General features: G+C 54.9%; 19 protein-coding genes and 3 pseudogenes. 7 read left to right on the forward strand and 15 right to left on the reverse strand.

The features are described from left to right. Positions 1-6: 6 nt before the first annotated feature. Together NMD14_09650 and NMD14_09655 are read right to left on the reverse strand one after the other, a co-directional pair. Positions 7-1,929: a PrkA family serine protein kinase gene (locus NMD14_09650; protein XEI34618.1), complete on the reverse strand. Its 1,923-nt coding sequence runs from the start codon at positions 1,927-1,929 to the stop codon at positions 7-9. A gap of 613 nt (positions 1,930-2,542) precedes the next feature. Continuing rightward, entirely contained in the window at positions 2,543-4,456 is a 1,914-nt protein-coding gene (locus tag NMD14_09655; GenBank protein XEI34619.1) for a RecQ family ATP-dependent DNA helicase, read from the reverse strand. A gap of 346 nt (positions 4,457-4,802) precedes the next feature. On the opposite strand from NMD14_09655, the gene sstT reads away from it, so the two are divergent. From sstT to NMD14_09670, 3 genes are all read left to right on the forward strand, one after another. Then, a complete protein-coding gene (sstT, locus tag NMD14_09660; GenBank protein XEI34620.1) occupies positions 4,803-6,053 on the forward strand; it encodes a serine/threonine transporter SstT in 1,251 nt (416 codons plus the stop codon). 577 nt (positions 6,054-6,630) lie between these two features. Then, positions 6,631-6,999, forward strand: coding sequence for an efflux RND transporter permease subunit (locus NMD14_09665; protein ID XEI34621.1), 369 nt, complete (start codon positions 6,631-6,633; stop codon positions 6,997-6,999). A gap of 74 nt (positions 7,000-7,073) precedes the next feature. Then, on the forward strand, positions 7,074-7,505 hold the full coding sequence (locus tag NMD14_09670) for a hypothetical protein (protein ID XEI34622.1): 432 nt from the start codon (positions 7,074-7,076) through the stop codon (positions 7,503-7,505). 28 nt (positions 7,506-7,533) lie between these two features. Here the strand turns inward: NMD14_09670 and NMD14_09675 are convergent, their stop codons facing one another. From NMD14_09675 to NMD14_09705, 7 genes and pseudogenes are all read right to left on the reverse strand, one after another. Beyond that, positions 7,534-7,824 (reverse strand): hypothetical protein, encoded by a 291-nt coding sequence (locus tag NMD14_09675; GenBank protein XEI34623.1) that lies wholly within the window; start codon positions 7,822-7,824, stop codon positions 7,534-7,536. Positions 7,825-9,127: 1,303 nt separating this feature from the next. Beyond that, positions 9,128-9,283, reverse strand: a pseudogene (locus NMD14_09680) (transposase). A 217-nt stretch (positions 9,284-9,500) separates the two neighbouring features. After that, the gene (locus NMD14_09685) at positions 9,501-10,709 is read right to left on the reverse strand and encodes a transporter (GenBank protein ID XEI34624.1); all 1,209 of its coding nucleotides are present in this window, start codon (positions 10,707-10,709) and stop codon (positions 9,501-9,503) included. 81 nt (positions 10,710-10,790) lie between these two features. Then, a complete protein-coding gene (locus NMD14_09690; GenBank protein XEI34625.1) occupies positions 10,791-11,450 on the reverse strand; it encodes a hypothetical protein in 660 nt (219 codons plus the stop codon). 10 nt (positions 11,451-11,460) lie between these two features. Then, positions 11,461-12,027, reverse strand: coding sequence for a C39 family peptidase (locus NMD14_09695; protein ID XEI34626.1), 567 nt, complete (start codon positions 12,025-12,027; stop codon positions 11,461-11,463). Positions 12,028-12,210: 183 nt separating this feature from the next. Further along, positions 12,211-13,251, reverse strand: coding sequence for a hypothetical protein (locus NMD14_09700; protein ID XEI34627.1), 1,041 nt, complete (start codon positions 13,249-13,251; stop codon positions 12,211-12,213). A 131-nt stretch (positions 13,252-13,382) separates the two neighbouring features. Further along, positions 13,383-14,042 carry a hypothetical protein gene (locus tag NMD14_09705; protein ID XEI34628.1) on the reverse strand — a complete coding sequence of 220 codons (660 nt, stop codon included), beginning with the start codon at positions 14,040-14,042 and terminating at the stop codon, positions 13,383-13,385. 456 nt (positions 14,043-14,498) lie between these two features. Here NMD14_09705 and NMD14_09710 point away from each other — a divergent pair, with 456 nt between their 5' ends. Both NMD14_09710 and NMD14_09715 read left to right on the forward strand, forming a co-directional pair. Continuing rightward, positions 14,499-15,833 (forward strand): sigma-54 dependent transcriptional regulator, encoded by a 1,335-nt coding sequence (locus tag NMD14_09710; protein XEI34629.1) that lies wholly within the window; start codon positions 14,499-14,501, stop codon positions 15,831-15,833. Between the two features lie 96 nt (positions 15,834-15,929). Beyond that, positions 15,930-16,193, forward strand: a pseudogene (locus NMD14_09715) (DUF4277 domain-containing protein). Here the strand turns inward: NMD14_09715 and NMD14_09720 are convergent. The 6 genes and pseudogenes from NMD14_09720 to NMD14_09745 all read right to left on the reverse strand — a co-directional run bounded on the left by NMD14_09720 (position 16,194) and on the right by NMD14_09745 (position 21,612). Continuing rightward, positions 16,194-16,448, reverse strand: a pseudogene (locus NMD14_09720) (IS4 family transposase). A gap of 35 nt (positions 16,449-16,483) precedes the next feature. After that, positions 16,484-17,620, reverse strand: a complete 1,137-nt coding sequence (locus NMD14_09725; protein XEI34630.1) for a glycosyltransferase family 4 protein — start codon at positions 17,618-17,620, stop codon at positions 16,484-16,486. 54 nt (positions 17,621-17,674) lie between these two features. Next, positions 17,675-18,904 carry a glycosyltransferase gene (locus NMD14_09730; GenBank protein XEI34631.1) on the reverse strand — a complete coding sequence of 410 codons (1,230 nt, stop codon included), beginning with the start codon at positions 18,902-18,904 and terminating at the stop codon, positions 17,675-17,677. Continuing rightward, the gene (locus NMD14_09735) at positions 18,901-19,542 is read right to left on the reverse strand and encodes an O-antigen ligase family protein (GenBank protein ID XEI34632.1); all 642 of its coding nucleotides are present in this window, start codon (positions 19,540-19,542) and stop codon (positions 18,901-18,903) included. The genes NMD14_09730 and NMD14_09735 overlap by 4 nt, the downstream gene beginning before the upstream one ends. After that, positions 19,460-20,305 (reverse strand): hypothetical protein, encoded by an 846-nt coding sequence (locus NMD14_09740; protein XEI34633.1) that lies wholly within the window; start codon positions 20,303-20,305, stop codon positions 19,460-19,462. The genes NMD14_09735 and NMD14_09740 overlap by 83 nt, the downstream gene beginning before the upstream one ends. Next, positions 20,293-21,612, reverse strand: coding sequence for an oligosaccharide flippase family protein (locus NMD14_09745; protein XEI34634.1), 1,320 nt, complete (start codon positions 21,610-21,612; stop codon positions 20,293-20,295). The genes NMD14_09740 and NMD14_09745 overlap by 13 nt, the downstream gene beginning before the upstream one ends. A gap of 300 nt (positions 21,613-21,912) precedes the next feature. Between NMD14_09745 and NMD14_09750 the strand changes: the two genes are divergently transcribed. Together NMD14_09750 and NMD14_09755 are read left to right on the forward strand one after the other, a co-directional pair. Then, positions 21,913-22,668 carry an acyltransferase gene (locus NMD14_09750; GenBank protein ID XEI34635.1) on the forward strand — a complete coding sequence of 252 codons (756 nt, stop codon included), beginning with the start codon at positions 21,913-21,915 and terminating at the stop codon, positions 22,666-22,668. Next, complete coding sequence (locus NMD14_09755) at positions 22,665-23,234, forward strand: hypothetical protein (protein ID XEI34636.1); 570 nt, start codon at positions 22,665-22,667, stop codon at positions 23,232-23,234. Before NMD14_09750 ends, NMD14_09755 begins: the two co-directional genes overlap by 4 nt. The last annotated feature ends 127 nt before the right edge of the window (positions 23,235-23,361 follow it).

Consider the following 23,361-nt stretch of genomic DNA (forward strand, 5'->3'; position numbering starts at 1 on the left):
TCAGGGTCAGGATGACTTGCGTACCCTGAGATACCATTCGGAGAGCAGCCGCACCTGTTTGCGGGTGTAGCCTTTCTCCATCATCCGTTCGACAAAGTTATCGTGCTTCTTCTGCTCCTCGGCCGAGGTTTTGCTGTTGAAGGAGATAACCGGCAGCAGCTCTTCCGTATTGGAGAACATCTTCTTCTCGATCACGGTGCGCAGCTTCTCGTAACTGGTCCAGTTGGGGTTACGGCCTGCATTGTTGGCCCGGGCCCGCAGCACGAAGTTGACGATTTCGTTGCGGAAATCTTTCGGGTTGCTGATCCCGGCGGGTTTTTCAATTTTCTCCAGCTCGCTGTTGAGGGACGCTCTGTCAAACAGCTGGCCGGTTTCAGGGTCACGGTACTCCTGATCCTGGATCCAGAAGTCGGCGTAGGTGACGTAGCGATCGAAGATGTTCTGACCGTACTCGGAGTAAGACTCGAGATAGGCGGTCTGGATCTCCTTGCCGATAAACTCCACATAGCGCGGGGTCAGATAGCCCTTGATGAACTCAAGGTAGCGATCGTGCAGCTCTTGCGGGAACTGTTCGCGCTCGATTTGCTGCTCCAGCACATAGAAGAGGTGCACCGGGTTGGCGGCCACTTCCGCGTGGTCGAAGTTGAAGACGCGGGAGAGGATCTTGAACGCAAAGCGGGTAGAGAGACCATTCATCCCCTCATCCACACCTGCGTAGTCACGATACTCCTGATAGCTCTTCGCCTTGGGATCTGTGTCTTTGAGGCTTTCGCCATCATAGACCCGCATCTTGGAGTAGATGCTGGAGTTTTCCGGCTCTTTCAGCCGTGACAACACCGAGAACTGACCCAGCAGCTCGAGGGTGCCCGGGGCACACTTGGCCTCAGTCAATTCGCTGTTGATCAGCAGCTTCTCGTAGATCTTCACCTCTTCCGAGACGCGCAAGCAGTAAGGCACCTTGACGATGTAGACCCGGTCGAGGAAAGCTTCGTTGTTCTTGTTGTTGCGGAACTGCTGCCACTCGGATTCGTTGGAGTGAGCCAGCAGAATGCCGTCAAAGGGGAGGGCTGAGAGCCCCTCGGTGCCGTTGTAGTTACCCTCTTGGGTCGCCGTCAGTAGCGGGTGCAGCACCTTGATGGGCGCTTTGAACATCTCAACAAATTCCATCACCCCCTGGTTCGCCTTGCAAAGCGCACCTGAGTAGGAATAAGCATCGGCGTCATCCTGGGCGAAATGCTCCAGCATGCGGATATCAACCTTGCCGACCAGTGAGGAGATGTCCTGGTTGTTGTCATCACCGGGTTCAGTTTTGGCGATGGCAATCTGGTCGAGGATGGAAGGGTTGACCTTCTCTACCTTGAACTTGCTGATGTCACCACCAAACTCGTGCAGTCGTTTGGCGGCCCAAGGCGACATAATGGGACGCAGGTAGCGGCGCGGGATGCCGTACTCTTTTTCCAGGATCTCGCCATCCTCTTCGATGTCAAACAGACAGAAGGGGTGGTCGTTGACCGGTGAGCCCTTGATGCGATAGATGGGCACCTTCTGCATCAGGGATTTGAGTTTCTCTGCCAGGGAGGATTTACCACCGCCAACGGGGCCAAGCAGATAGAGGATCTGTTTCTTCTCCTCCAGCCCTTGGGCGGAGTGTTTGAGGTAGGAGACGATCTGTTCGATGGCCTCTTCCATCCCGTAGAAATCCTTGAAGGCGGGATAGCGTGCCACGACACGGTTTGAGAAGAGTCGGCTCAGTCTGGGGTTGGTTGAAGTGTCTACCATCTCCGGCTCACCGATGGCGGTCAGCAGACGTTCGGCGGCGGAGGCGTAGCAAGCTTTGTCCTGCTTACACATATCCAGGAACTCCTGGATGGTATATTCCTCTTCTCTCGCTTTTTCATATCGCTGTTGGTAATGCTCGAATATGCCCATAACTTTGCCCTCGTTATAGTCGCTTACCCTGAAAAAAGTGGATAACTGCTTTTGTGTTGTGCGCTGTTAAAGCCTAGTCAACAGACTCCAGTAATCCATTACGGTTGATTGGTTAAATTCTGAAGAATCCTGCCCGATCCTTGTGCGGGGGAGGGTCAGTCAACAACACCGCTATGTTACTGACTGTTAAATTATTTTTGCCACGATAGTGAGGTAAATGTCAAAGACATAAAAAATAAATGTTTATGGGAAACGGGGAACTTATTGCAAAAAGATTAAGGGGTTTGACGAAAGGCAATGGGGCTGCGGGTTGGCGGGGTTGTGGATGAAAATATCATTACGTGAACGTCAACATAAATACACCCACTTGGAGTCAAAGCTCTAATTTTTACATTGACGCTACATTTTGAGTGCCCTAGATTGGCGATGTGTGAGCAGCATGACGCTTTAGCAAGAGAGTTGACTGTTACCTCACCAAGCTCTGTTTAAGCACGTTTCCGTTGGCTTGACCCTCGCAACCGCGAGGGTCTTCTTTTTTCAGCATCCGCAGATGCGTATCGCTGCGGATGGATTTAGAGGCCGCGCATGATCACCCGATCATAGCGATCACCGATCAAGGGTAGGCTTGTTGCACAGCTGTCAGGACGCGGGCAAACGGGTGTGCGGCCAGTTGGCCTGCGCCCGCCAGTGATTTGGCCTTGACCCGGCTGGTCAGCGGCGTGGCGATACCGCACAGGAAACGGGCCAGGACACGAGCATCCACTGAACCAGTCTTGGCAATCAGCGGATCGCACCAGGCACGGATCCCCGCCTCGTTTGGCATGGTCAGTGAGGGCAGGGGCGGGAGATGCGCCACCTCGCCGCGGCAAACCGAGCAGTGGCCGCAATGAATCGGCGCTGCCTCATCGGCGAAATAGCGGGCGAGGCGGTGACTCAGGCACTCATCCGAGGTGAAAAAGTCGAGCATGGCTTGCAGTCTGGCCAGCTCGCTCTGCTCTTTTTGCAGGAACAGGGCGTGCAGGGCGTTTGCCTCCTGCTCGTTGTCCCATCCCTGACGGGTGATCCGGTAGACCTCGGTCATCTGCTTGCTTTCAAGCTCAATCCAGCCCTGCTGCTGCAGGTAGTCAAGCGCCGCAACCGCCCGCTGTCGCTCCCCCTGATAGCCCTGCCAGAGGGCGTCAAAGTCCATGGTGCACCAGCTGCGCGCTTGCGGGGCGCAGGCGAACAGTTGCTCCAGAAACTGGCGACGATCCGGATTGAAGCGACTCACTATCTCGCCTTTATCCAGCACAAACTTGAAGCGGTAGTCAGCGTAGTAGCTGTAGGCCGGGGTGATGATGCCCGCCATCTCCAGATAGACCAGCAGGGTTTTAAGGGGCAACTGACGGATATTGGTGTCGTTGGAGAGGCGCAGCAGGGTGAATTCCCACTCATTCCCGCTCTGCCCGATGATGGCGAGCAGCTGGAGGATGGCACTCAAATCCGGGGTATCGCCGTAGACGAAGTTCTCCAGCACTGGCAGCTGGCTCTGGTTGGCCAGCACGATACAGCGTGATGGCTGGCCATCCCGTCCGGCGCGGCCAATCTCCTGGCTGTAGTTCTCGATGGATTTGGGTAGATCGTAGTGAATGACCCGCCGGATATCCGCTTTGTCGATGCCCATGCCAAAGGCGATGGTGGCGACGATGCAATCCACCTTGCCCGCCATGAAGTCGTGCTGGATCTGGCTGCGCAGCGCCGAGTCGAGTCCGGCATGGTAGGCACGGGCGTTGATCCCTTGCCTAATGAGCTGCTCGGCGCAGGCTTCGGCGGTGTGCTGCAAGGTGACGTAGACGATGGTGGGGGCAGTCGGTTCTTGCGTCAGCGTTCGTGCGAGCCAGCCGTCCCGCGCGTCAGGCGCCAGGGGGATGACCGCCAGATCAAGATTGGAACGGTAGAAACCGGTGACTACAACTCCTTCAGGCTCGATGCCGAATTTGGTCTGCATATCCTGAATAACCGCCGGTGTGGCGGTGGCGGTCAGCAGCAACACCTGCGGGATCTTCAGGTCATGGCGGTAGCTCGGCAGCTTGAGGTAGTCGGGGCGAAAGTTGTGGCCCCACTCCGAGATGCAGTGCGCCTCATCGACGACCAGCAGCGAGAGCGGCACTTGTTCGATAAAGCGGCGAAAACGCTCGTTCTTGAGCCGCTCCACCGAAATCATCAGGATCTTGAGTTGTCCATCCAGCGCTTGCTGCATCACTCTGCGGCTCTCTTCCGGACTTTGGCTCGAGTCGAGGGTGGCGGCGCTTATTCCCTTGCTTTTGAGGAAGGCGAGCTGATCGTGCATCAGCGCCAGCAGCGGCGAGATCACCAGGGTCAGATGGGGCAGGGCGAGGGCGGGCAGCTGATAGCAGAGGGACTTGCCGGAGCCGGTGGGAAAGATGGCGGCGGCACTCTGGCCAGCCAGCACCCGGCTGATCACCGCCTCCTGGCCTGGCCTGAGTGTGGAGAAACCAAAATATTGGTTGAGCAGGGATGGGATCATGGCAAGGCTCCGCGGCAAATGGGGGATGATAGCACAGTGACGCCGGGCACGAATGGCACAGGCAGGTGAGGGTAGAGAGTGTTGATAAAACGTACAGAAATGGACGGTTACGCTACCGTTAAGGTTTTGTTGTGGTCTTTCGTGATGTAAATGGGATATTTTTTGGTGAATCTCTGGAAAAAAAAGATGGCGAATGGGATATTCCGTCATGCATTCCGGTAACTGGCGGATCGGCCCGACAGAAGGCCTGCCACAGTGACCACATTCGGGCGACAAGGGTCTTCCCCGATGAATGATTACAGACAGGACTCATAATTCATGCACTACGGTGCCTAGGGACTTTTTGATGACACAACAACACCCCCTCCTTCGGCTGGTCAATAGCACCAGTCTCGTCAGTCAGATCCTGGTTGGTCTGGTATTCGGGATCTTGCTGGCATTGTTTGCGCCCGAGTGGGCGAAAACGGTAGGCTTGCTCGGCAGCCTGTTCGTTGGCGCACTGAAAGCGGTAGCACCGCTGCTGGTATTCGTACTGGTCATGGCGGCCATCATTGGTCACAAGCAGGGCCAGAAGACCAGTATGCGGCCGATCCTGCTGCTCTATCTGTTTGGCACCTTCTCTGCGGCCGTGGTCGCGGTGATTGCCAGCTTCCTGTTCCCCTCCGACCTCCATCTGGTCGCCAATTCAGCCGAGATCACCCCGCCTGGCGGGATCTCCGAGGTACTGCAGACGCTGTTGTTCAACGTGGTGACCAACCCGGTCAAGGCGCTGATGGATGCCAACTATATCGGGATCCTGGCATGGGCCATTGGTCTGGGTATTGCCATGCGTCATGCCAACGAGAGCACCAAGGCGCTGATCACCGATCTGTCACACGGTGTCTCCACCATAGTCAAAGCGGTGATCCGCTGCGCCCCGCTCGGTATTCTGGGTTTGGTTGCCTCGACCCTGGCCGAGACCGGCTTCGACGCCCTGTTTGGCTATGCCCAACTGCTGATGGTGCTGATCGGCTGCATGCTGTTTATCGCCTTCGTGGTCAACCCGCTGATCGTGTTCTGGAAGATCAAGCGCAACCCCTATCCGCTGGTACTGACCTGCATTAAAGAGAGCGGCGTGACCGCCTTCTTTACCCGCAGCTCTGCCGCCAACATCCCGGTCAACATGGCGCTGGCCGAGAAGCTGCGCTTGCCGAAAGACACCTATGCGGTATCCATCCCGCTGGGAGCCACCATCAACATGGCCGGTGCTGCCATCACCATTACCGTGCTCTCCATGGCGGCGGTACACACGCTGGGGATGGAAGTGGATATGGCAACAGCCGTGCTGCTCTCTTTAGTGGCGACTGTCAGTGCCTGCGGTGCGTCCGGTGTAGCCGGTGGCTCTTTGCTGCTGATCCCTCTGGCGTGCAGCTTGTTTGGCATCAGCAACGATATCGCCATGCAGGTGGTAGCCGTCGGCTTTATCATCGGCGTGCTGCAAGATTCTGCCGAGACAGCCCTTAACAGCTCCACCGACGTGCTGTTCACTGCCGCGGCTTGCATGGCCGAAGATGAAACCCTGCTGGAAAGCGCCGCCCTGACTAGCCGCGAGGTGTGATCAGATAGATTGAATATTCAATTCAGCCCCTCTTTTCGAGGGGCTTTTTTTGGTTATGTCCCAATTCCGTATTGAAAGGCTAAGCGTGAAGTAGGCCATCACCTTGAGGTCGACCATCATGGATGCCCCAGTCTTTCAACACCGGTTGTCCCTCTTTCCCCAGTTACCCCTGCGCCAGCGCCGTGGATGCAAGAGCACGTTACACTATTTTGCCGATTGCGCTGCCAAGGTCACAACGTATCTCGCCATGAAGCCGGGTCGCAATGGACAGAAAGACACACTCTTGCCCGATATTCCAGAGATGGTAGGTATAATGATGCATGGCTCAACGTCCGTGGCCGCTTAGCCCTGATTCAGGGGTAGGGGACGTGGCCATCTTCGGGGGGGAATATGCCATGCAGATCTGGCTTGACCCATAAGGTGGCCGCTTGTTGCCTCACGGTCAGCGATGTGGTGGCGCAGTGTGAACATCACTTTCTGGCAGCAGCAGGGTGAGGCAGCTCGCCGGCGTGGCCGGGCACTGATCTGTAGATCTCCGTCAATGGTCGGAGCAGGCTGCAGAGCGTGGAGGAATTTGGTGTCATTATCGTTAAGTCTGGTAGCGAAGACCATGCCCCAAGGGCTTGAAGATCGTATTGCCTACGATCCGACCCCGTTCGTACACGACTCCATCGACTCGGTGGTGCACACCATGCTCGAGGCGATCTGGCGGATATCCTGTTCCTGCAGACCTGGCGCACCGCCATCATCCGCATCTGGCGGTGTCTGTCTCCCTCATAGCGACCTTCACAGTCATGCTGCTGTTGGCTTCTACCTCAATGCGCTGACCCTGTTTGGGCTTGTGCTCGCAATAGGTCAAGTAGTGGATAATGTCGAACAAAATATCGAGGTGGGGCTGTCGCCGCGTCAACGCCAGCTGACCCAGCGATTTGGGGTCGTGAAGTAATTTATTTCTGCATCATATTTAACATAATATACATTATGCGCAGTAATGGGTTTCTACGCTTTGAGGTTTTTTCGATGAAACAAAGCCGTCGCCCACAGGATCGACTCTCGCTGGATGCGTTAACCGCCGGTGTCGACCTGTTGGCACAACTGCGGCGCCATCGGTTTCGGCGAATGGATATCACTGTACCTGATGACCACCAGTTGCTGTGGTTCGATGTGTTCCCGCTGGCCAGTGCACTGGTGTTGATGAGTGGCGACGTTCCGCTGTGGGTCTGCCGCTGGCAGGTGGTCGACCGGGTGGCGGTTATCCACGACTGGCGAGCGTTCTGGTACACCCATCAACAGGATTTGGCTCATTTGCCGCAGGAAGCGATTTGCTGGCTGTCCGGTCGTTACCAGGTGCAATGGGCTGCGCCCAGTGGCGGACACTTCTGGCGACGCTGTTTACGTGAGGCCCGAGCTCGGGGCCTGTCGGTGAACGCTGGTGCCATCGGCCAGCCCTAAACATCGCTCACCGGGTTGGGTGGCTCGGTTAGCCGTGTTCTATGGGTGCAACCTCGCGGCGTGCGGCATGCAGCACGTCGGACATTGTTCCCGGGCTGACCCGTCGCACCACATCCACAGGCCGGACACTGCCCAGCCAGCCATTGGCCGACTGGAACCACACGGCCAGCGCTACAGGACCGCGCTGGGTTTGTAGGACGCTGATGATCTCGGTTAGTTCGGGTGATGCTGGCAGGTTCAACTCGGCCAGACTGAGGACATAGCCTCGGGCCAGCAGTTCCTCACGCGTTGCTACCCGAAAAGGTGATTTTTCGCCCATTTTTCTCTCCCCTGGTGTGAGACATGTTGAAGGTCAAAAAGAGGTTTTGAAGGTTAAAACAAAGATGTTGAAGGTCAATTCTCACAAATTATGCCGATAACCCTATTTATCGGCATCTGCCCAGAGCGGGAAATCGGCTGCCAGCTATTTATGGTCACAGTGACCCAAATTATGGTGCTTCCTGGGCCCGCAACCTGCCCGCCGTGCGCGAGCGCCCTAGGCCATCGTCTGGCCTAGGGCGCCCGGGGTGTTGTCATCAGCGCTTGGCGATCCGGATCCCCTGCTCTCGCGCATCGACCCATAACGACCTGCCGGTGATCTGCAGAGTCTGGCCCGTTCGGACCACCCATCACAACGATATCCCCCCCTCCTACCTCCAGTGCAGCACATCGGCCCAGGTCAGCGAGACCATGCAGTGCCCGTCTGTGCCCTCCTGACAGAAGCCGATGGGTTTTTCCCGCGTATTTCTGCCAGCAGTGGTATGCCAGCATCGGCAACGTGGCCCCAGCGGGTGCCGCTGGAGTCAGAGTCGGAACGGCGCCGGAGGGTTGCTGGGAGAGCGGTAGTCGCTCCCCTGCCCCGCCTCCAGCTGGGCACGTCCGGTGCGGAGCCATTTTTGGCAGCCATGCCGCTGAAACTGGTGCTCATCATCGCCACGCCGAAGCCCATCGCGCCCAACGTAAGGATCGCTTTTTAATGACCTGATACCACGACTTGCGCTTATGTTTATTCTCGACTGTTTTTTATACAGAAAAAAGATGGTTTTGTTCAATTTTCGCGTTTAATGAATGGGCTTGTGTTTCGGTTGACACGCCGCCTCGCAGTCACTCCACTCATACCAGACGCTATGCTCCTGCGCCCGGGGGCAATACGCGTGCAAGTGGCGGCCGACCAACGCTCGGATGTCCTGGTCTATCAGACCGGGGGGTCATCAGGATGCAATCTATATCTATAGTGCGGTGACGATGGGTGTTGAGGGCTACGGCGCTCTCGGGGCATTTCGACCCGCTCGGTCTGGAGGGCCAAAAATGCTGGAATTCGTCCACCACGATCAACGACCCCACTGGTAAATCCCTCCATAGGAGTGGGTCTCATTTGGCGACGACACCTATCTTGGCCAATCAGTAATGGTTGAAAAATCAGCCTGCTGCGGTTTTTCGGGTCATCGCTGTCGCGCAGTTCGGCTAGGAGCTCCACACTGCGGAGAGTTTTTCCGGTGCTGGGTGTGCCGGTGATGAGCGTGCTCATTCTGTTATCTCCGACTTTTTGGTCACTGTTACCGTTCTCTCGGTAGGAAAGGAGGGAGGGATGCATCCATCCCGCCATATTTAGAGCGCCACTTGTAGAAGGTGACCGAGCTGATGCTGGGCTCGCGGCAAAGTGCCGGGACAGGGGAGCCCGCCTCGGCCTGGTTGAGAATGGCAATGATCTGGGCATCGCTAAACCGTGAATTTTTTATGTAGAACTTCCTCCTGCATTCACAGTACGGGAAAATTCTACTTATGGGCACCTCAGTTTTTCTGGGGGGGATTACCAACCCTTCGGTTCCGGTTTTTTGAAGCAGAGCCAGTTTATTTTTCCAATACACCATTCGACTGGAATTACGGTTTGCATAACACGACCATCCTTTGGCTATAGCCGGAATAGCCATACACTGCCGGCGCTAGATGCGCCGATTAAAAGCGATAAGGCAAGCGCAAGCCAATACTAAAATCCGGAGCATCCTGCGTTAAGCCGACAGACCAGTTGATACCAAGAGATAGGGCATCTGTCATTGCCCACGTGCTGCCCATCCCAAAGGTAGCTGCATTTCCTTCAGAGCCCACCACTTTTTTAAATGAGGTTTGGCCAAGTGCATCAGTTTGGTCCAGCTTGGATTCCTGAGTCAGGCGCTGATTAATATTGAAAGACAGACTCAACCGCTCATTGAGTGCAAAAGCCAAACCAAAGCCATATTCAAACCAGTCGCCCAGTTTGACGTTGCCTGGCTGCTTACCTTGCGCTGATGAGATGTCGTCAAATTCATCTTTCAGGCTTGTACCATAGTTGACGCTCATAAATAAAATCGCTGGATCAAGTGTCTTGACAGCGGAAAATCCTGTGGAAATTTGCCATAATCCATCACCCGTTGCTAATTCCGAGGGGCTTTGAATATTACCTGATTCTGTGTAATCAAAGGTAATACCATAAGGATCTTTACCGGTAGGTGCCTTGACTCTGAGATTCCATACTAAATCGGGCCAGTTTCCTGTCTCATTCATCACATGGTAATAACTGGCAAGTGAAATATCCCCAATAGCATTGCTGCTGATTGCAACTTCCTCCAGTGATTTGGAGTCATTTTCTTTGCCTGTACTTTGATAGTTGGACTCACGCATTACATAAGGTAGCTGTAGCTCCAGTTGCCAGTCTTGATTAAAGGTGTAACGCGTTGTTAAATCAGCAACCCATTGATTGGAACGTACCCTGTCAACATTAATCACACCCAAAAAAATGGCATCAAGTGCCAAGAAACCGCGTAGTGCAAGATCTTTTCGATCGTAATGCTGATAATTGAGACCAAAATCAAACACCCATCTTCGATCAAACACAGTATGCTTTTCCAGAAGAAAGTCTTCGGTGCTGCGGCTACTGGAGGGGCTGCGTTGGAGTGAACTTGGATCATCTGCTGAAGGTTGCTGTGATAGTTGCACAACGCCACCATTCGCTGCTGTAGCTTCTGTAATTTTGGCTGCATCAAGTTCATTCTGTAATTCGTGCAATGCCCGATTTTGCAAGATAAGTTGCTGTCGCAGCACCTCGAGTTGCTGTTCGAGCGTTGCGATTGGCGTAGCCAATACCAGCAGCGGGGAAAAAGCAAAAATGCCTAGTGCTGTGCGAATCATTGTCATGTCCTTATGCGCAATGGTATTTATGGTGCGAGTAAAGTCATCGATGTAGCCTGACAAATCCCATTATAGGAAAGCTTAGCGGGAAAACCAGATTTTGGTTTGATTTATGCTTGTAATGCCCTCACCATTGACTCTATTGAGTTGGAGCAGCCCTTTGCTTAAGTCACTGCCACGAAGTCCTTGCTCAAGAATGACATTGCCATCAGAAGATTTCAGTTGATAGCCGATGTAGTGGCTGCTTACTTGGTAATAAGTTTGACCTAATGAACCACTTTGTTGAAATTGTCCCGTTCCAACAATCTGGCCTTCTGGTATCGGGTTGCTTTGCGGTTGACTGAGACTGGTTTGATTGACGGATTGATTTGCCGTTCCTTGTAATTGCAGTACCTGCACCACACCAGAACCTTTAATATTATTGGACTCACTCATTATTGTACTGTCACTCGATATTGATTGTGGGGTGCCGCCAATTCGGATTGCCATGTTTGGTTGTGTGGCGCGAGTGTCAACATTTATACTCATCATAGCACTCTGCTGCTGTTGAGCACTAATAAGGGTCGATACGAATTGAATACCAAAGAAAGTGACGCCATTATTGCTGACAAAGCGTCCTCGCAGGGAAGATAGTTGCTGATCACTTAAATCATAGACAAAGCCTGTGGGTGGGTTGGCCATACTATTTCCTGCCAATATTAGTACAAGTCCGCCCAGCGATAGTTTTGGTGCAGCGCTCATGATAATAACCTCATAACAAATCTTTGTGGCGAAAGCCAAATTCCAATAGTTGTGTTTCAGTAATTGGCGCAAAAAGATCGCCGCTCCGCTGAAGCGAAAGGGGGGGGGCTGGATTGGCTAAAATATTATTTTTACGGTAGCCTTCCCCAATAATAGCTAGTAAAATTCCATTCCAACTTTTTTTGAACTCATTGAAATCAATGATACGGTTGCCTAGCACAGGATCTGCAATATAGACGCGATTTTCACTGTCTATAGCTTTCAAAACAACGAAGTGTTGATACCCTCGTAAATTAAGCAATGCAATAGTCGGTACTCTTACCTGGCGTAGTTCAGCATCATTAAGCTGATAACCCCGAGCACGCATACCGAGCATTTGTACATATTGCTTCATATCAAGCATGGAAAAACCATATTGTTCAACGATAGCAGGATTGGCTATCGCTAACATGCCAGACATGACACGATGTTCATCAGTCTGCTGTTGATAGGCGTGTCGCAGTATGGTTGCAACAGCAGCAGCACCGCAACTAAAATCAGTATTTTGACGAACAACGCCGATATAACGCTTGTCCATAATACTTAACACTGACTTATGGACATCGCCGATATATTTATTATGGTATCCAAGATCAATATTACTGGCATATGCCAGATTACTGAAAAGTATTATGAATAGCCAATACATACGTTTCTCTGATGGTTTATTTATAGAGGATTAAAGGGGGCTCCGCCCCCTTTAAATTTAGAGAAATACGTTTTAGTTACCTGATGAGCCTGCAGACAATGTCAGGTTATTGGCTTGTAGATTATTACTACCTGAAGCCATATTAACCCCGATATTGCCAGTGGCATTCGCAAATGATCCGTCAGAAATCGTCGCCTTATTGAAGTTATCTCGGCTGGCGTAAGTATTCACGACCGGTATCATGCCAGTGACAGAGCCTTTAAGCTTAATATCCCCCTCTTCTTCGAAGGTGAATTTTTTATCACTATGACCATAGTTGCCAGATCTTGAGTAGTTATCATCTCCATCATGGCCGCTATGACCTCTGGTTTCTTTTCCAGTTCCTTCATAAGAGCCTTTTGCTTTGAGATCCAGTGCTACAGCATACTCATCGATAACTTTGGTTTCGACCAACCCTTTGCTGGTTACCATGTTACCAGCACTTGTCTGGCTATTGTTGGCAGTAGCATTAACATTGAGTTGTGTACTTGTAATATCCGCAACTGCAGCAGCAAGATTGTTTGCTTGGACATTGCCAGTCCCGGATGCTACGTTGACTCCTATATTACCAGCGGCATTACCAAAAGAGTCCTTAATGCTTGCGCTATTTTGGTTGCCTTTATTAGTCGTAGTATTACCCTTCGCCGCCTGGTCAGAATTAATAACTGCATTTACTGAGGCAAAGGTTAATGGAGCAGGATGGCCAGTTTTAGGTGGCATGGTACGTGATGCCGTATCACCGCTGGTAATAAATTCCGCATCCAGCGCGGCTAAGGCTGCATTATTAGACTGCACGTTACTATCACCGGCAGTAACGTTAACCCCCACATTACCAGAGACATTACCAAAGGAGCCATTAATACCACTGGTATTGTCATTGCGCACATTAGTGCTTTCATTTCCGCCACATTTATCTTTGCATCCTCCACTTAACTGCTCGGTGTTGACCGTAGCATTAGCTGAAGGTGTAAGTATAGGGTGGCCATTATAACCCCCATTTGCATAGGCAGCACCTGACAATGCAAATAAAACTGCAGAGGCCAAAGAGGTGATAAGAGGTAGTTGTACACGCATTTTATCGATCTCCACTGAGCTATTAAATTAATCAGTTAAGAACTTATCTGGCTCATTCAGAAATAGGAGCACTTGTAATCAAGTAATGACTCATGCCTATTGTCTTGAATTTGCCTCCGTTGCAATCGACATCAGTGAGATGTCATACTCCTGTTTGTCAAAGGCAAGGTAACCATATTAATTGCCTGGTTGCCTTGTCCTGCGACTTGGTTAATCTGAATAACACCAGCGCTGCCACTGAGCGCAGATTTATCCAGCGATATTTTTGTGGTGAGTTTGTCTTCATCTCTCTGATGATGGCTTAATTCATTACGTGCTATCGTATTACTTAAATATACATCCATAACATCATTTGATGAGAAATTATTTTTTGTATTTTCAAGTAATGAAATTGACAGGACATTGACCTGTTGGTTAGCCACCCCGGCACTTTGATTTAACGAGATCAATCCTTGATTTTTTGAGAGAGCGCCAGAATTTATTGCCACTTCCTGCACACCTGATAATGGCAGCTGGCCAGACAATTGTAGTCTGCTTTTAATCTTTGCAGCTTGACCTGTAGAGATGCTTGCTATGTTGCTTTGTTGGTTAAGTTCACCAGCAACAATATTGACCGCCAAACGCCCCTTAATATTATTTAATGTATTAGCACCGATGTTGCTGTAGTTGTTACTAGCAATAGCTTGCTGCGGCGCTTGCTGCGGCTGCTGCGGCAGGTTTTGCGCAAATGAGTCATTAGCTATTAGCACCATCAGGGCGATGGTAGAGATAGTCCACCTTTTCATACTCATACGCGGCCTCCTGCCAATCCGTCATCATGAATAAGCAAATATGAGGCCATAAATATAACTATTTGATTTTATTTGAATTGTGTAAATAGAACTCTATTGATCAATCAATACTGAGATGGTTTTTGCTGGGTAGAAATGTAAGTTACTGATTTTATTTGTCTCAAAAATTATGCAGGATCTTATTTTTGCAACTATGGTTTGTGGCACATAAAGATACGAAGTAGAAGAGTCTTCTGGATCACCTACTTTTCTACCTCTCAATGGAATTCGATTGAGGTGGCAATCGCGTACCAAAAATCAAAAATGAGTTTACTTGTGACAATTAATTACAAGTTTTGGTGTTGCTAGAAAATAATCATTGTTAATTATGATGATGAATGGGCCTCAAGAAAAAATCTCTCACCTCCATTAACCATTAACCATTAACCATTAACCATTAAGGGGGCACTGTTAGTGATGAGCATGACAACGAAGAATATTCCTAATCATACATCTCAATCTTGTCTTGAGGAGATTGAGCGAGCATTCTACCCCTGTGTGGCCATCGCCTCGACGATGAAAGAGGTGGCTGACATCATCTGCGACAGAAAAAGTAAAGTATTAGTGATCTTGGTGGATTTTTCTGCTGACATTCAACAATCCTATGAGCAGTTTGAAAAAATGATCACTGCAAACCGCAAGTTGGTCTGGATCGCTTTATTGGAGCGCCGCCATCACAAAGACGATGAATGCAGACTGTTGTTATCAGCCTATTTTTATGATTTTCATACTTATCCCATCGATAGTATCCGATTAGGTGGGTCGGTAGGGCACGCGATTGGGATGGCCAATTTTAAAGCGGCCTGTCAATATTCAGAGCCCCGTGCAACCAGCTTGCTGCTCGGTCAAAGCCAAGTGATGCAGGAGTTACGCGAGAAAATTTTACGGTTAAGTCATTGCCGTCTCCCAGTGATGGTCACAGGACCAACGGGCACTGGCAAAGAGTTGGTTGCTCGTGAGTTACATCTCTCATCCATGGGGGCTGATCACCCTTTTGTGGCAGTGAATTGTGGTGCTATTCCAGCTCAATTGATCCAGTCCGAGTTGTTTGGTCATGTTAAGGGGGCTTTTACCGGAGCGTGCGAACGCAGGCTTGGTAAAATTGAAGCGGCTAACGGAGGTACACTATTTCTCGATGAGGTCGGTGAATTACCGTTAGAGGCTCAGGTGGTCTTGTTGAGGTTTTTGGAGGAAGGCATCATTGATGTTATCGGTAGTAACAAGCCAGTCAAAGTCGATGTACGTATTATTGCGGCTACCAACATAGAGCTTGAACACTCGGTTGCCAAAGGGGTTTTTAGAGAGGATCTATATTATCGATTGAATGTAGTGCGACTATATACCAGCCCATTATGTCAGCGTAAAGAGGACATATTATTGTTGGCCAACCACTTTTTGGCTGAGCAGCGCCTGACATCCGTAATAGGTTTTTCTCTTGAGGCTCAGCAAAAAATGGTGGCTTACGGGTGGCCGGGTAATGTGCGCGAGTTACGAAATAAAATATTAAGAGCGACGGCTTTATGTCGTGGGGGCTTAATCGATATTGACGGACTGGATTTAACTGACGAAGCGGTGTTGAATGCCGTGGATGAGTGTGATGAAACATTAAAGTCAGCGCGACAGGCTTCAGAGCGACATTTGTTATTAAGGATGCTGACCAGATATCCGGAACAATATGACGAGATTGCTCAGCGTCTGGACGTCTCTCGGGCAACCCTTTATCGGTTGTTGCAAAAGTATGGCCTGTCGTAGTTATTCTCCGTCATTCCGCACCTGATTTTGGCACTTTCAGTGCTTGACGGCGATCGGCCATTCTGAACTATTACTTTCTTTTGCAGGTTGTTCATTATGGCCACTCCCGCTATCTCTATCCGTAACCTCGCTCACCTTGGCTTGGTCACTGCATTGTGCCAAGAGTTGGGGATTGCCCGCATGATTGATGCGGTGCAGCCCAAAACACCGCCGTTGAAGGTCTCACACTGTGAAGCACTGGTTGCCATGATAGTGAACGGCCTAGGCTTTCACAGCCGCCCCTCACATGTTCCCGCAGTTTTTTGCCAACCAGCCGGTTGAGCGCCTTATAGGCCATGGATCCGTGCTGATGATCTCCACACGCGGAGCAAAAAACAAGACGGAGTGTGCCAGCAGGGCGCGACTGCTGCCCAGATTGGGGTGCCCCAGCTCATCATGGACGCTGGCATGGTTGAAAGTGAGGGCCGTGGTGTCTTCCAAGGCCAGCAAAAGGTCGCAATCCCTGGCTCGGGCGGCGGTGGCGGCAAATCCTGCGTCAGCAATGGCATCAGCATTGAGATTGACATGGTGGTTGCGAATAAAGCGGTATGCGCCTTCCATGTAAGCGGGTGAGATTTTACTGTGTCATGCCCGTTATTACCCATTTAGCGCTAATCATGCACGGCACGGCTCAACGCATCCCATCTCAACAACCCCTCCCACTGCACCAGCGTGCTTTGGTAGGTATCCGCCGCGTTGTAATGGACCATGGCATGCAGGCGGGCATGATGGCCAAGTCGCTTGACCACGTCGGGCATGGCATTGAGGCTTGCCAGCACCCGCGCCAGATCGCCGGGATCGTTTGGCTGATATTTGCGGCAATTCACCTCATCGGTGAGGTGTCGATCCCACCAGGCGCCATCGGCCGGGATCACTACGCATAATCCCGCCGCCATAGCCTCAAGAATGGAGAGGCCGAACGGTTCCTGATGACTGGTGGAGACAAAAATGCCGCATTGAGATCGGATCTCGTCAAGATTGGCGGGGTTGGCATACCAGTGCGTGTCTGGCAGCTGTGGCTGAGGCTGGCTGCAGGGTTGCAGCGTGCCCTTGGGCTGCAGATAGCAAACCATCAGCTCGGGGCGAGCGTCAGAGATCATTTGATGGGCGGCCAGCATGGTCTCCAGTCCCTTCCAGCGCAGCAACGAGGCCGCCCATAAAATACGAGGCCCCCCCAGGGTCGCTTTGGGCCAATCAATCTCGCTCAAGCCGTTGGTAAATGGCTGCCAGTGTGACGGGAACTCGGTCTCGCCAAGCCGGGCCAGCAATGCCGCCAGGGAGCTACGGGTTGATTCGAGATAAAAGACAAAACTCGCCCGTTGCAGGGCCCTGGCAGAGAGCCCCGAGCACCCCACAGGGCCATGGATCAGCTGAACCACCCGGCACCGTAACCAGCGGGCCGCCCAGTAACAGCAGAGATCCACCCCCGGCCCGGACGCCGCCGCCAGGCACTTCACCTGCCCCAGACGCCACACCAGCCAGAGGATCTGCAGGGTCTGCCACCCCTGTTTGAGCAGATAGCCGATGCCGGACTCCCGCCCCTTCAATATGTGGGGCAGCCAAAGGGGGTGATGTTGGCAACGGGGCCAGGAGTCGGGATCCTGGGTCAGCACATGGCATGTAAGCCCGGGCATCCGTTTGGCCAACTCATCGAGCAGCACTTCGGTCGCAACCTTGGAGCCCCCGCGAAACGGGATGGGATCCACGACGATGATCTTTCCAAACACCGGCTCAGTTTGCATGCTCATTTTGCTGCTCCCTTACTCTGGCACCTTGCTGCGGCCAAACCCCAGTTGCACTTTTTACGCCACTCTTGCCATCCCACTCGCCAGCATATTGCGACCTCTGGCAAGGAGTCGTTGCCCCGCCCAATGAATGAATGGTCGGAAGGGTGTGGGGGCCGTGGCGTGCCAACGACCAGCCAGCGCGGCGTCCCACACCGCCGTGACTCCGTCAACGTAACGCGCCACCGTGAACAACTGTGCGGCACGCAGCTGAGCGACACGCCCCATGTCACATCGGCGTTGCGGATTGCTCAATTGCCGCCAGTGATCAGCCATCTCGGCCCAATCCCCCGGGGTCGCCAGCAAGCCGGTCACCCCCTCCTCCACCACTTCGGGGATGCCGCCCACCCGATAGGCACTGACGGGGAGCCCCAACATGCCCGCCTCCGCCAACGTCAGACCAAACACCTCCTCACGGGCTCCGGAGACCAGCAGATCCACCCCGCCCCGCAAGATAGCCGCGCTGTCCGGCCGCTCGCCGAGAAAGTGGACGCGCTCGGCCACCCCGAGCTCGACAGCCAACGCCATCAATGCTTCCCGCTCCGGGCCGCTGCCAATGATCAGCAACTGGGCCTCCTCCCCCGATGCCATCAGGGTAGCCAGCGAGCGGATCAGCAGATCAATCCCCTTGCGTTTGATCAGGGAGCCAACGGTTGCGATGATCATATCCCCCGGGGGCAAGCCCAGCATGCCGACGACCGGCCAGTGAGCACCGCCATTCAGGCGAGCGGCATCCACCCCGTTGGGTACCCGGATCAACCGATCGGCCGCGCAGCCATCCTGGCGCCAACCGGTCAACACCGGCTCGCTCACCCCGATCAGCACGCTTGCCTGATGGACCCGCAGGCTGAACCTGTCTCTTGGCTGGTAACGGGCATGGAGGTGGCACACCAGCGGTACCTGCAACGCCCGACAGACCCCCGCCAGCCACTGACAAGGGGCCGCGCTGTTGGCGTGCACCAGCCCAATCTGCCGCTCGGTGATGAGCTCTCTGGCTCGCCGGGAGAGGCGCCGATGGGCCGCAAGATCAAAACGGGGCGCCTGCCATCCCAGCAGCAGGCTGAACGGCTCGACCATGGTTTCGACCCCGAGGGTGGCCGCCTCTGCCGCCAGCGTCGGGCTATTGCACCAGAGCAGGGGCGTAAACCGGCTGCGATCGAGGTGGGCCAGCAGATCCAGCAGGCAGCGTTCGCTGCCGCGGATCCAGTCTTCTCCGTAGTGAACCAGCAAAACAGGGGTTGCGTTCATCCTCTTGCTCCCTTGGGTGGCACTGCCGGCAACCGGGTTGCCTCCTGATGATCCTCAGGGGTGGCCTTCACCTCTGTGGCCGCCTGCTGCACGTACTTGATGGCGGCGACGGCCAGCGCCAGCTCCAGATAGATGGGCCAGGTAAATCCCTGAGTCAGGAAGGATCCCGAAATCACAAACCCCACCATGCTGGCCATCACCCCCTGCATCGCCGTGATCACTGCAGGAGGCATGCCAGCGAGCTGGCAACGCCAGCAACTGCGCAGGGTCACCGTCACCATGCCGATAAACAGCGCCAACCCGACAAAGCCGGTTTCAGCCAGCACCCCGAACCAGGTGGAGTGCACAGCATGATTGAGCCCATCCCAATGGGGGCTGTAGAAGAAGTAGTTGTAATAGAAATTGGACAAGCCCACCCCCACCAGCGGGTGGCCCAGTGCCATCCCCCAGGCGGCTTGCCAGGCGTAGATCCGCCCCATGGCCGAGGCATCAACCCCGCTCTCGGCGGCGCCGCCAGATGCCCGGTCGCTGATCCCGGCCGCCACAAACAGCACACTAAGTGCCAACCCGCCCGCCATTATCAGCAAGGCTTTGGACTTCACCCGCTGCCAGGCAAACAGGCCGCTGACCGCACACACGCCAAGCAAGCCGCCGCGGCTCTGGGTGGCAATAATGGCGGTGGCAGTCAACGCAAAGCCGAGCCCCCCAGTAAACGCCCCCCGCCCCATTGCCCTGATTGAGCAGCAAGCTCAGCGAAAAACCGGCAGGAAAGAGCAGCACCAGCGCCAGATCGTTGGGATCCCCCAGCACAGAGCCCAGCTCGCGCCCTATGGTCACCCGGGTCCCCTCCACCAGCCCGATCCCGCTCGCCTTGTTGTAGAGGGCCACCAGCGCCACCAGACAGCCCGCTACCACGAAGGTACGCACCGCCAGCGCAAAATCCCCCGGGGTGCGCACTAGCCAGGCGGTGGCCAGGGTCATCAGATAGATCTTGCTGTAACTGCCAGTCCAGGTGGCGATCGCCTCGCCCCGGTTGCTGGCAAACAGCACACCGATGGATACCATCACAAAGAAGGCAGTCAGCCAGCTCAGGGATTGGCTCCAGTAGGGCTTGATCCGGCCGGTCAGCAAAATGTGCCAGACCAGCGCGCCGATGGCGGCCAGCGAGAAGAGCAGCGGGATCTTGAGGGGATAGAGCTGGGGGAACACCTCATGCAGCCGAAAGAAGGAGAAGGTGACAAACCCCAGCACCATCAAGAAGGGCCAGCGCAGGGCAAACCAGATGGCGGGAATGGCAAGGCCGAACACCGGCAGCAACAGGGGATGGGGCAGCCGCCACCAGAGCAGGGCCAGCACCAGACAGATGACGCTTGCCCAAATGGCTGGCGTTAAACGAGCCATGATCCTGCCCACCATTGGCCAAGCCAGACCATCGCCAGCGCCCCGAGCGAACTGGCCCAGAGAGTCGAGAGGCGATACGGCAGCGGCAGCAACCGCTGGCTCACCAGATAAAAGGCCAGCGCCCGTACCAGATAGACCAGCAGCAGGGTCCAGATCACCCCGGCAACCCCGAAGGGCGGGATGGCGAGCAGAAAGCCTGCGACGCCAAGGGCGCTGCAGCCCAGATTGATCACCATCTGGGCATTGCTCTTCTCGCCGCTAAAGCAGCCGACATTGAGCAAGTCCGAGACATTGCGCACCGCCATGCCCAGCACCAGCAGCGGAATATAGGCGATCGCCCCGTGATAGCTCTCCGGGGTCAGCCAGCGAATGAGCAAAGGGGCAGTGAGCCCGACAATCCCCGCAGTAACAAACCCCAGTACCGACCCCATCACGCTGTAGTGAGCATTGAGTCGCAGTCCATCCGGCTCGCGCAGCAACATGAACCGGCGGGGATACCACCAGAGGGCAAAGGGTTGCAGCAACAACCCCACCGCCAGCGCCAGCTTGCCCGCCACCGCGTAGTAGGCGAGCAGCGCCTCCCCCACCACATCGGCCAGCAGCAGCCGATCCAGTCCGCTCAGGGCAAAGCCCGCCAGCCCACTCACCACCAGGGGCAATCCATAGCGCAGCAACGGCCGATAGTGCTGCCAGTCAAAGCGGATCCCGCTATCTCGCCATTGCCAGAGGCTCAGCAGCAACGCCAGTGCAACGCAGGTCAGGGTGCCGGAGGCCAGCACCCCGCTCACGCCCCAGCCGAGCCAGAGCCACCAGCCGGTCAGCAGGGACTGGATCACCGCCTTGCCTGCGGTCGCGGCAAAGAAGAGGCGCGCCTGATTGCGCATCCGCAGCCATGCCAGCGGCACGCCGATCACCCCTTCAAACGGCAGGGCGCAGAGCACCCAGCGCACATCCGCAAGACGGGTTTCCACCGGCAGCCAGGCTTGCACAACAGGCGCCAGCAGCCAGAGCAGCACCAGACTGGCCAGGGCGATCAGCCAGACCAGCCCAAACATGCGGGCCACCATCTGTTGGCGCTCCTGCTCATCTTTCGCCAATCCGGCAAAGCGGTAGAGGGCATCTACCAGCCCGAAGCCCAAAATAAGGGAACCCAGATTGATGAGGGTCAGCAGCACCTCCAGCTGGCCGTATTCACAAGGCAGCAGCTGATGGGTCAACACCGGCAGCATCAGCAGGGAGATCCCCTTCATCAGGAGCAAGCCGCCGGCGTAATAGAGCATGGCAATCTGGTTCACACCAAGTTTCATAGGGCCTCCCAGCCTCCCGAAGCATCCCGCTTCGGGTCAGCTACCACTAATGCAAAGCCCACGCCACTCACTCCCGCCCTGAAGCGATAGCCCCTCTGTGCGGCTTAACCGGCCTGAACAAGCCCAGAATGAGACTGGCATTTGCGTTTTGCACAACGCTGGCTGCAAATTGCACCGATCGGCGCAATTTGATTCCTTCTGTTAGCCCCATTTAGCCTGATCCCGTTGGAGCCATCCTGTTGGCCCGATCCCTGCTTTCTGCTTAGCGAGCAACGGACTGCACCAGAGGGAGAGGCCGCCATGAACACCATCAACCTGCACCGGATGAAAAGCTGGGCCAAACAGGGGGAGACGCCACTGGCCCGCCGGGTATGGCGACTGGCCAAAAGCGCTCGCCACTGGTCATTCCCCGTGATCCCTCCCCTGCATCGGCTGCTTTATCGGCTCTATTTGCTGATCAGCAACGCGCTGGCGACCCTGACCCGCACCCTCTGGTGGACCCCCTTGTTTCAATCTCGCCTGAAAGCCCCCGCCCCGCGCCTCTATCTCTATGGCGGCATCCCCTATATCAGCGGCCCGGTCGCCATCGAGATTGGTGCCGACTGCCGCCTCAGCGCCGCCATGACCATCAGCGGCCGCGCATCGAGCCAGACACCAAGGCTGGTGATTGGCCGCAATGTCGGGATTGGCTGGCAGACCACCCTGGCGGTGGGTAGCAAGATAGTGCTGGGGGATAACGTGAGAATTGCTGGCCGTGCCTTTCTGGCGGGCTACCCGGGGCATCCCGTCAATGCCCGCGATCGCGCCCGGGGCCTGCCGGATCGCGATGAACAGGTGGGGGCCATTGTGCTGGAGCAGGATGTCTGGCTCGGCACCGGGGTGATGGTGATGGCCGGCGTCACCATAGGCGCGGGCACTATTGTCGCCGCAGGCAGCGTCGTCACCCGGGATCTGCCCGCCGGTGTGCTGGCAGCAGGGGTACCGGCCACCGTACTGCGCCCCTTGCAACCACAGGATCACAGCGACCCCGCACACGCTTCGGAGACCTTTGCATGAAACCACACTCACTGCCGCAACTGGTGGTGCTGGGCGAGGATTGGGGTCAGCACCCCTCCAGCACCCAGCACCTGATCAAGCGTCTGTTGCCCGATTATCAGGTGCTCTGGGTCAACTCCATCGGCATGCGTTGCCCCCGCTTTACCCTTCATGATCTCACCCGAATCGTCCACAAACTGGGGGCCGTGCTGCGCGGCGCACGCCATTCTGGCGGCCAGTCGGTTGCGCCATCCGAAGCCAGCAGCCCCCGGGTACTGCCGCCGCTCGCCTTGCCGCTGCCGGGCAGTCGGCTGGCAGGCAAGATCAATGGCCACTGGCTGGCGGCGCAGATCCGGCGCCAGTTGCCCGAGCTGGATCGCCCCTTGCTCTGGATCTCCCTGCCCAGCGCCGTCGATCTGATTGGCAAGCTCGAAGAGCGGGCGGTCATCTACTACTGCGGCGATGACTTCTCGGCGCTGGCAGGGGTGGATCATCAGGCCATCGCTCACTGTGAAGCCCGACTGGTGGAGAAAGCGGATCTCATTCTGGCCGCCAGCCCCGCGCTGGCCAGCCGCTTTCCCCCATAAAACCCGGCTCCTCAGCCACGGCGTGGATCTCGAGCTGTTTATGCCCCCAGAGAGCGGCCGGCGGATCTCCCCTCCGGCCGCCCCATTGCCGGATTTTACGGCAGCCTGAGCGACTGGATTGATATTC

This window comes from Aeromonas veronii (assembly GCA_041319085.1).
Lineage (GTDB): Bacteria > Pseudomonadota > Gammaproteobacteria > Enterobacterales > Aeromonadaceae > Aeromonas > Aeromonas veronii_F.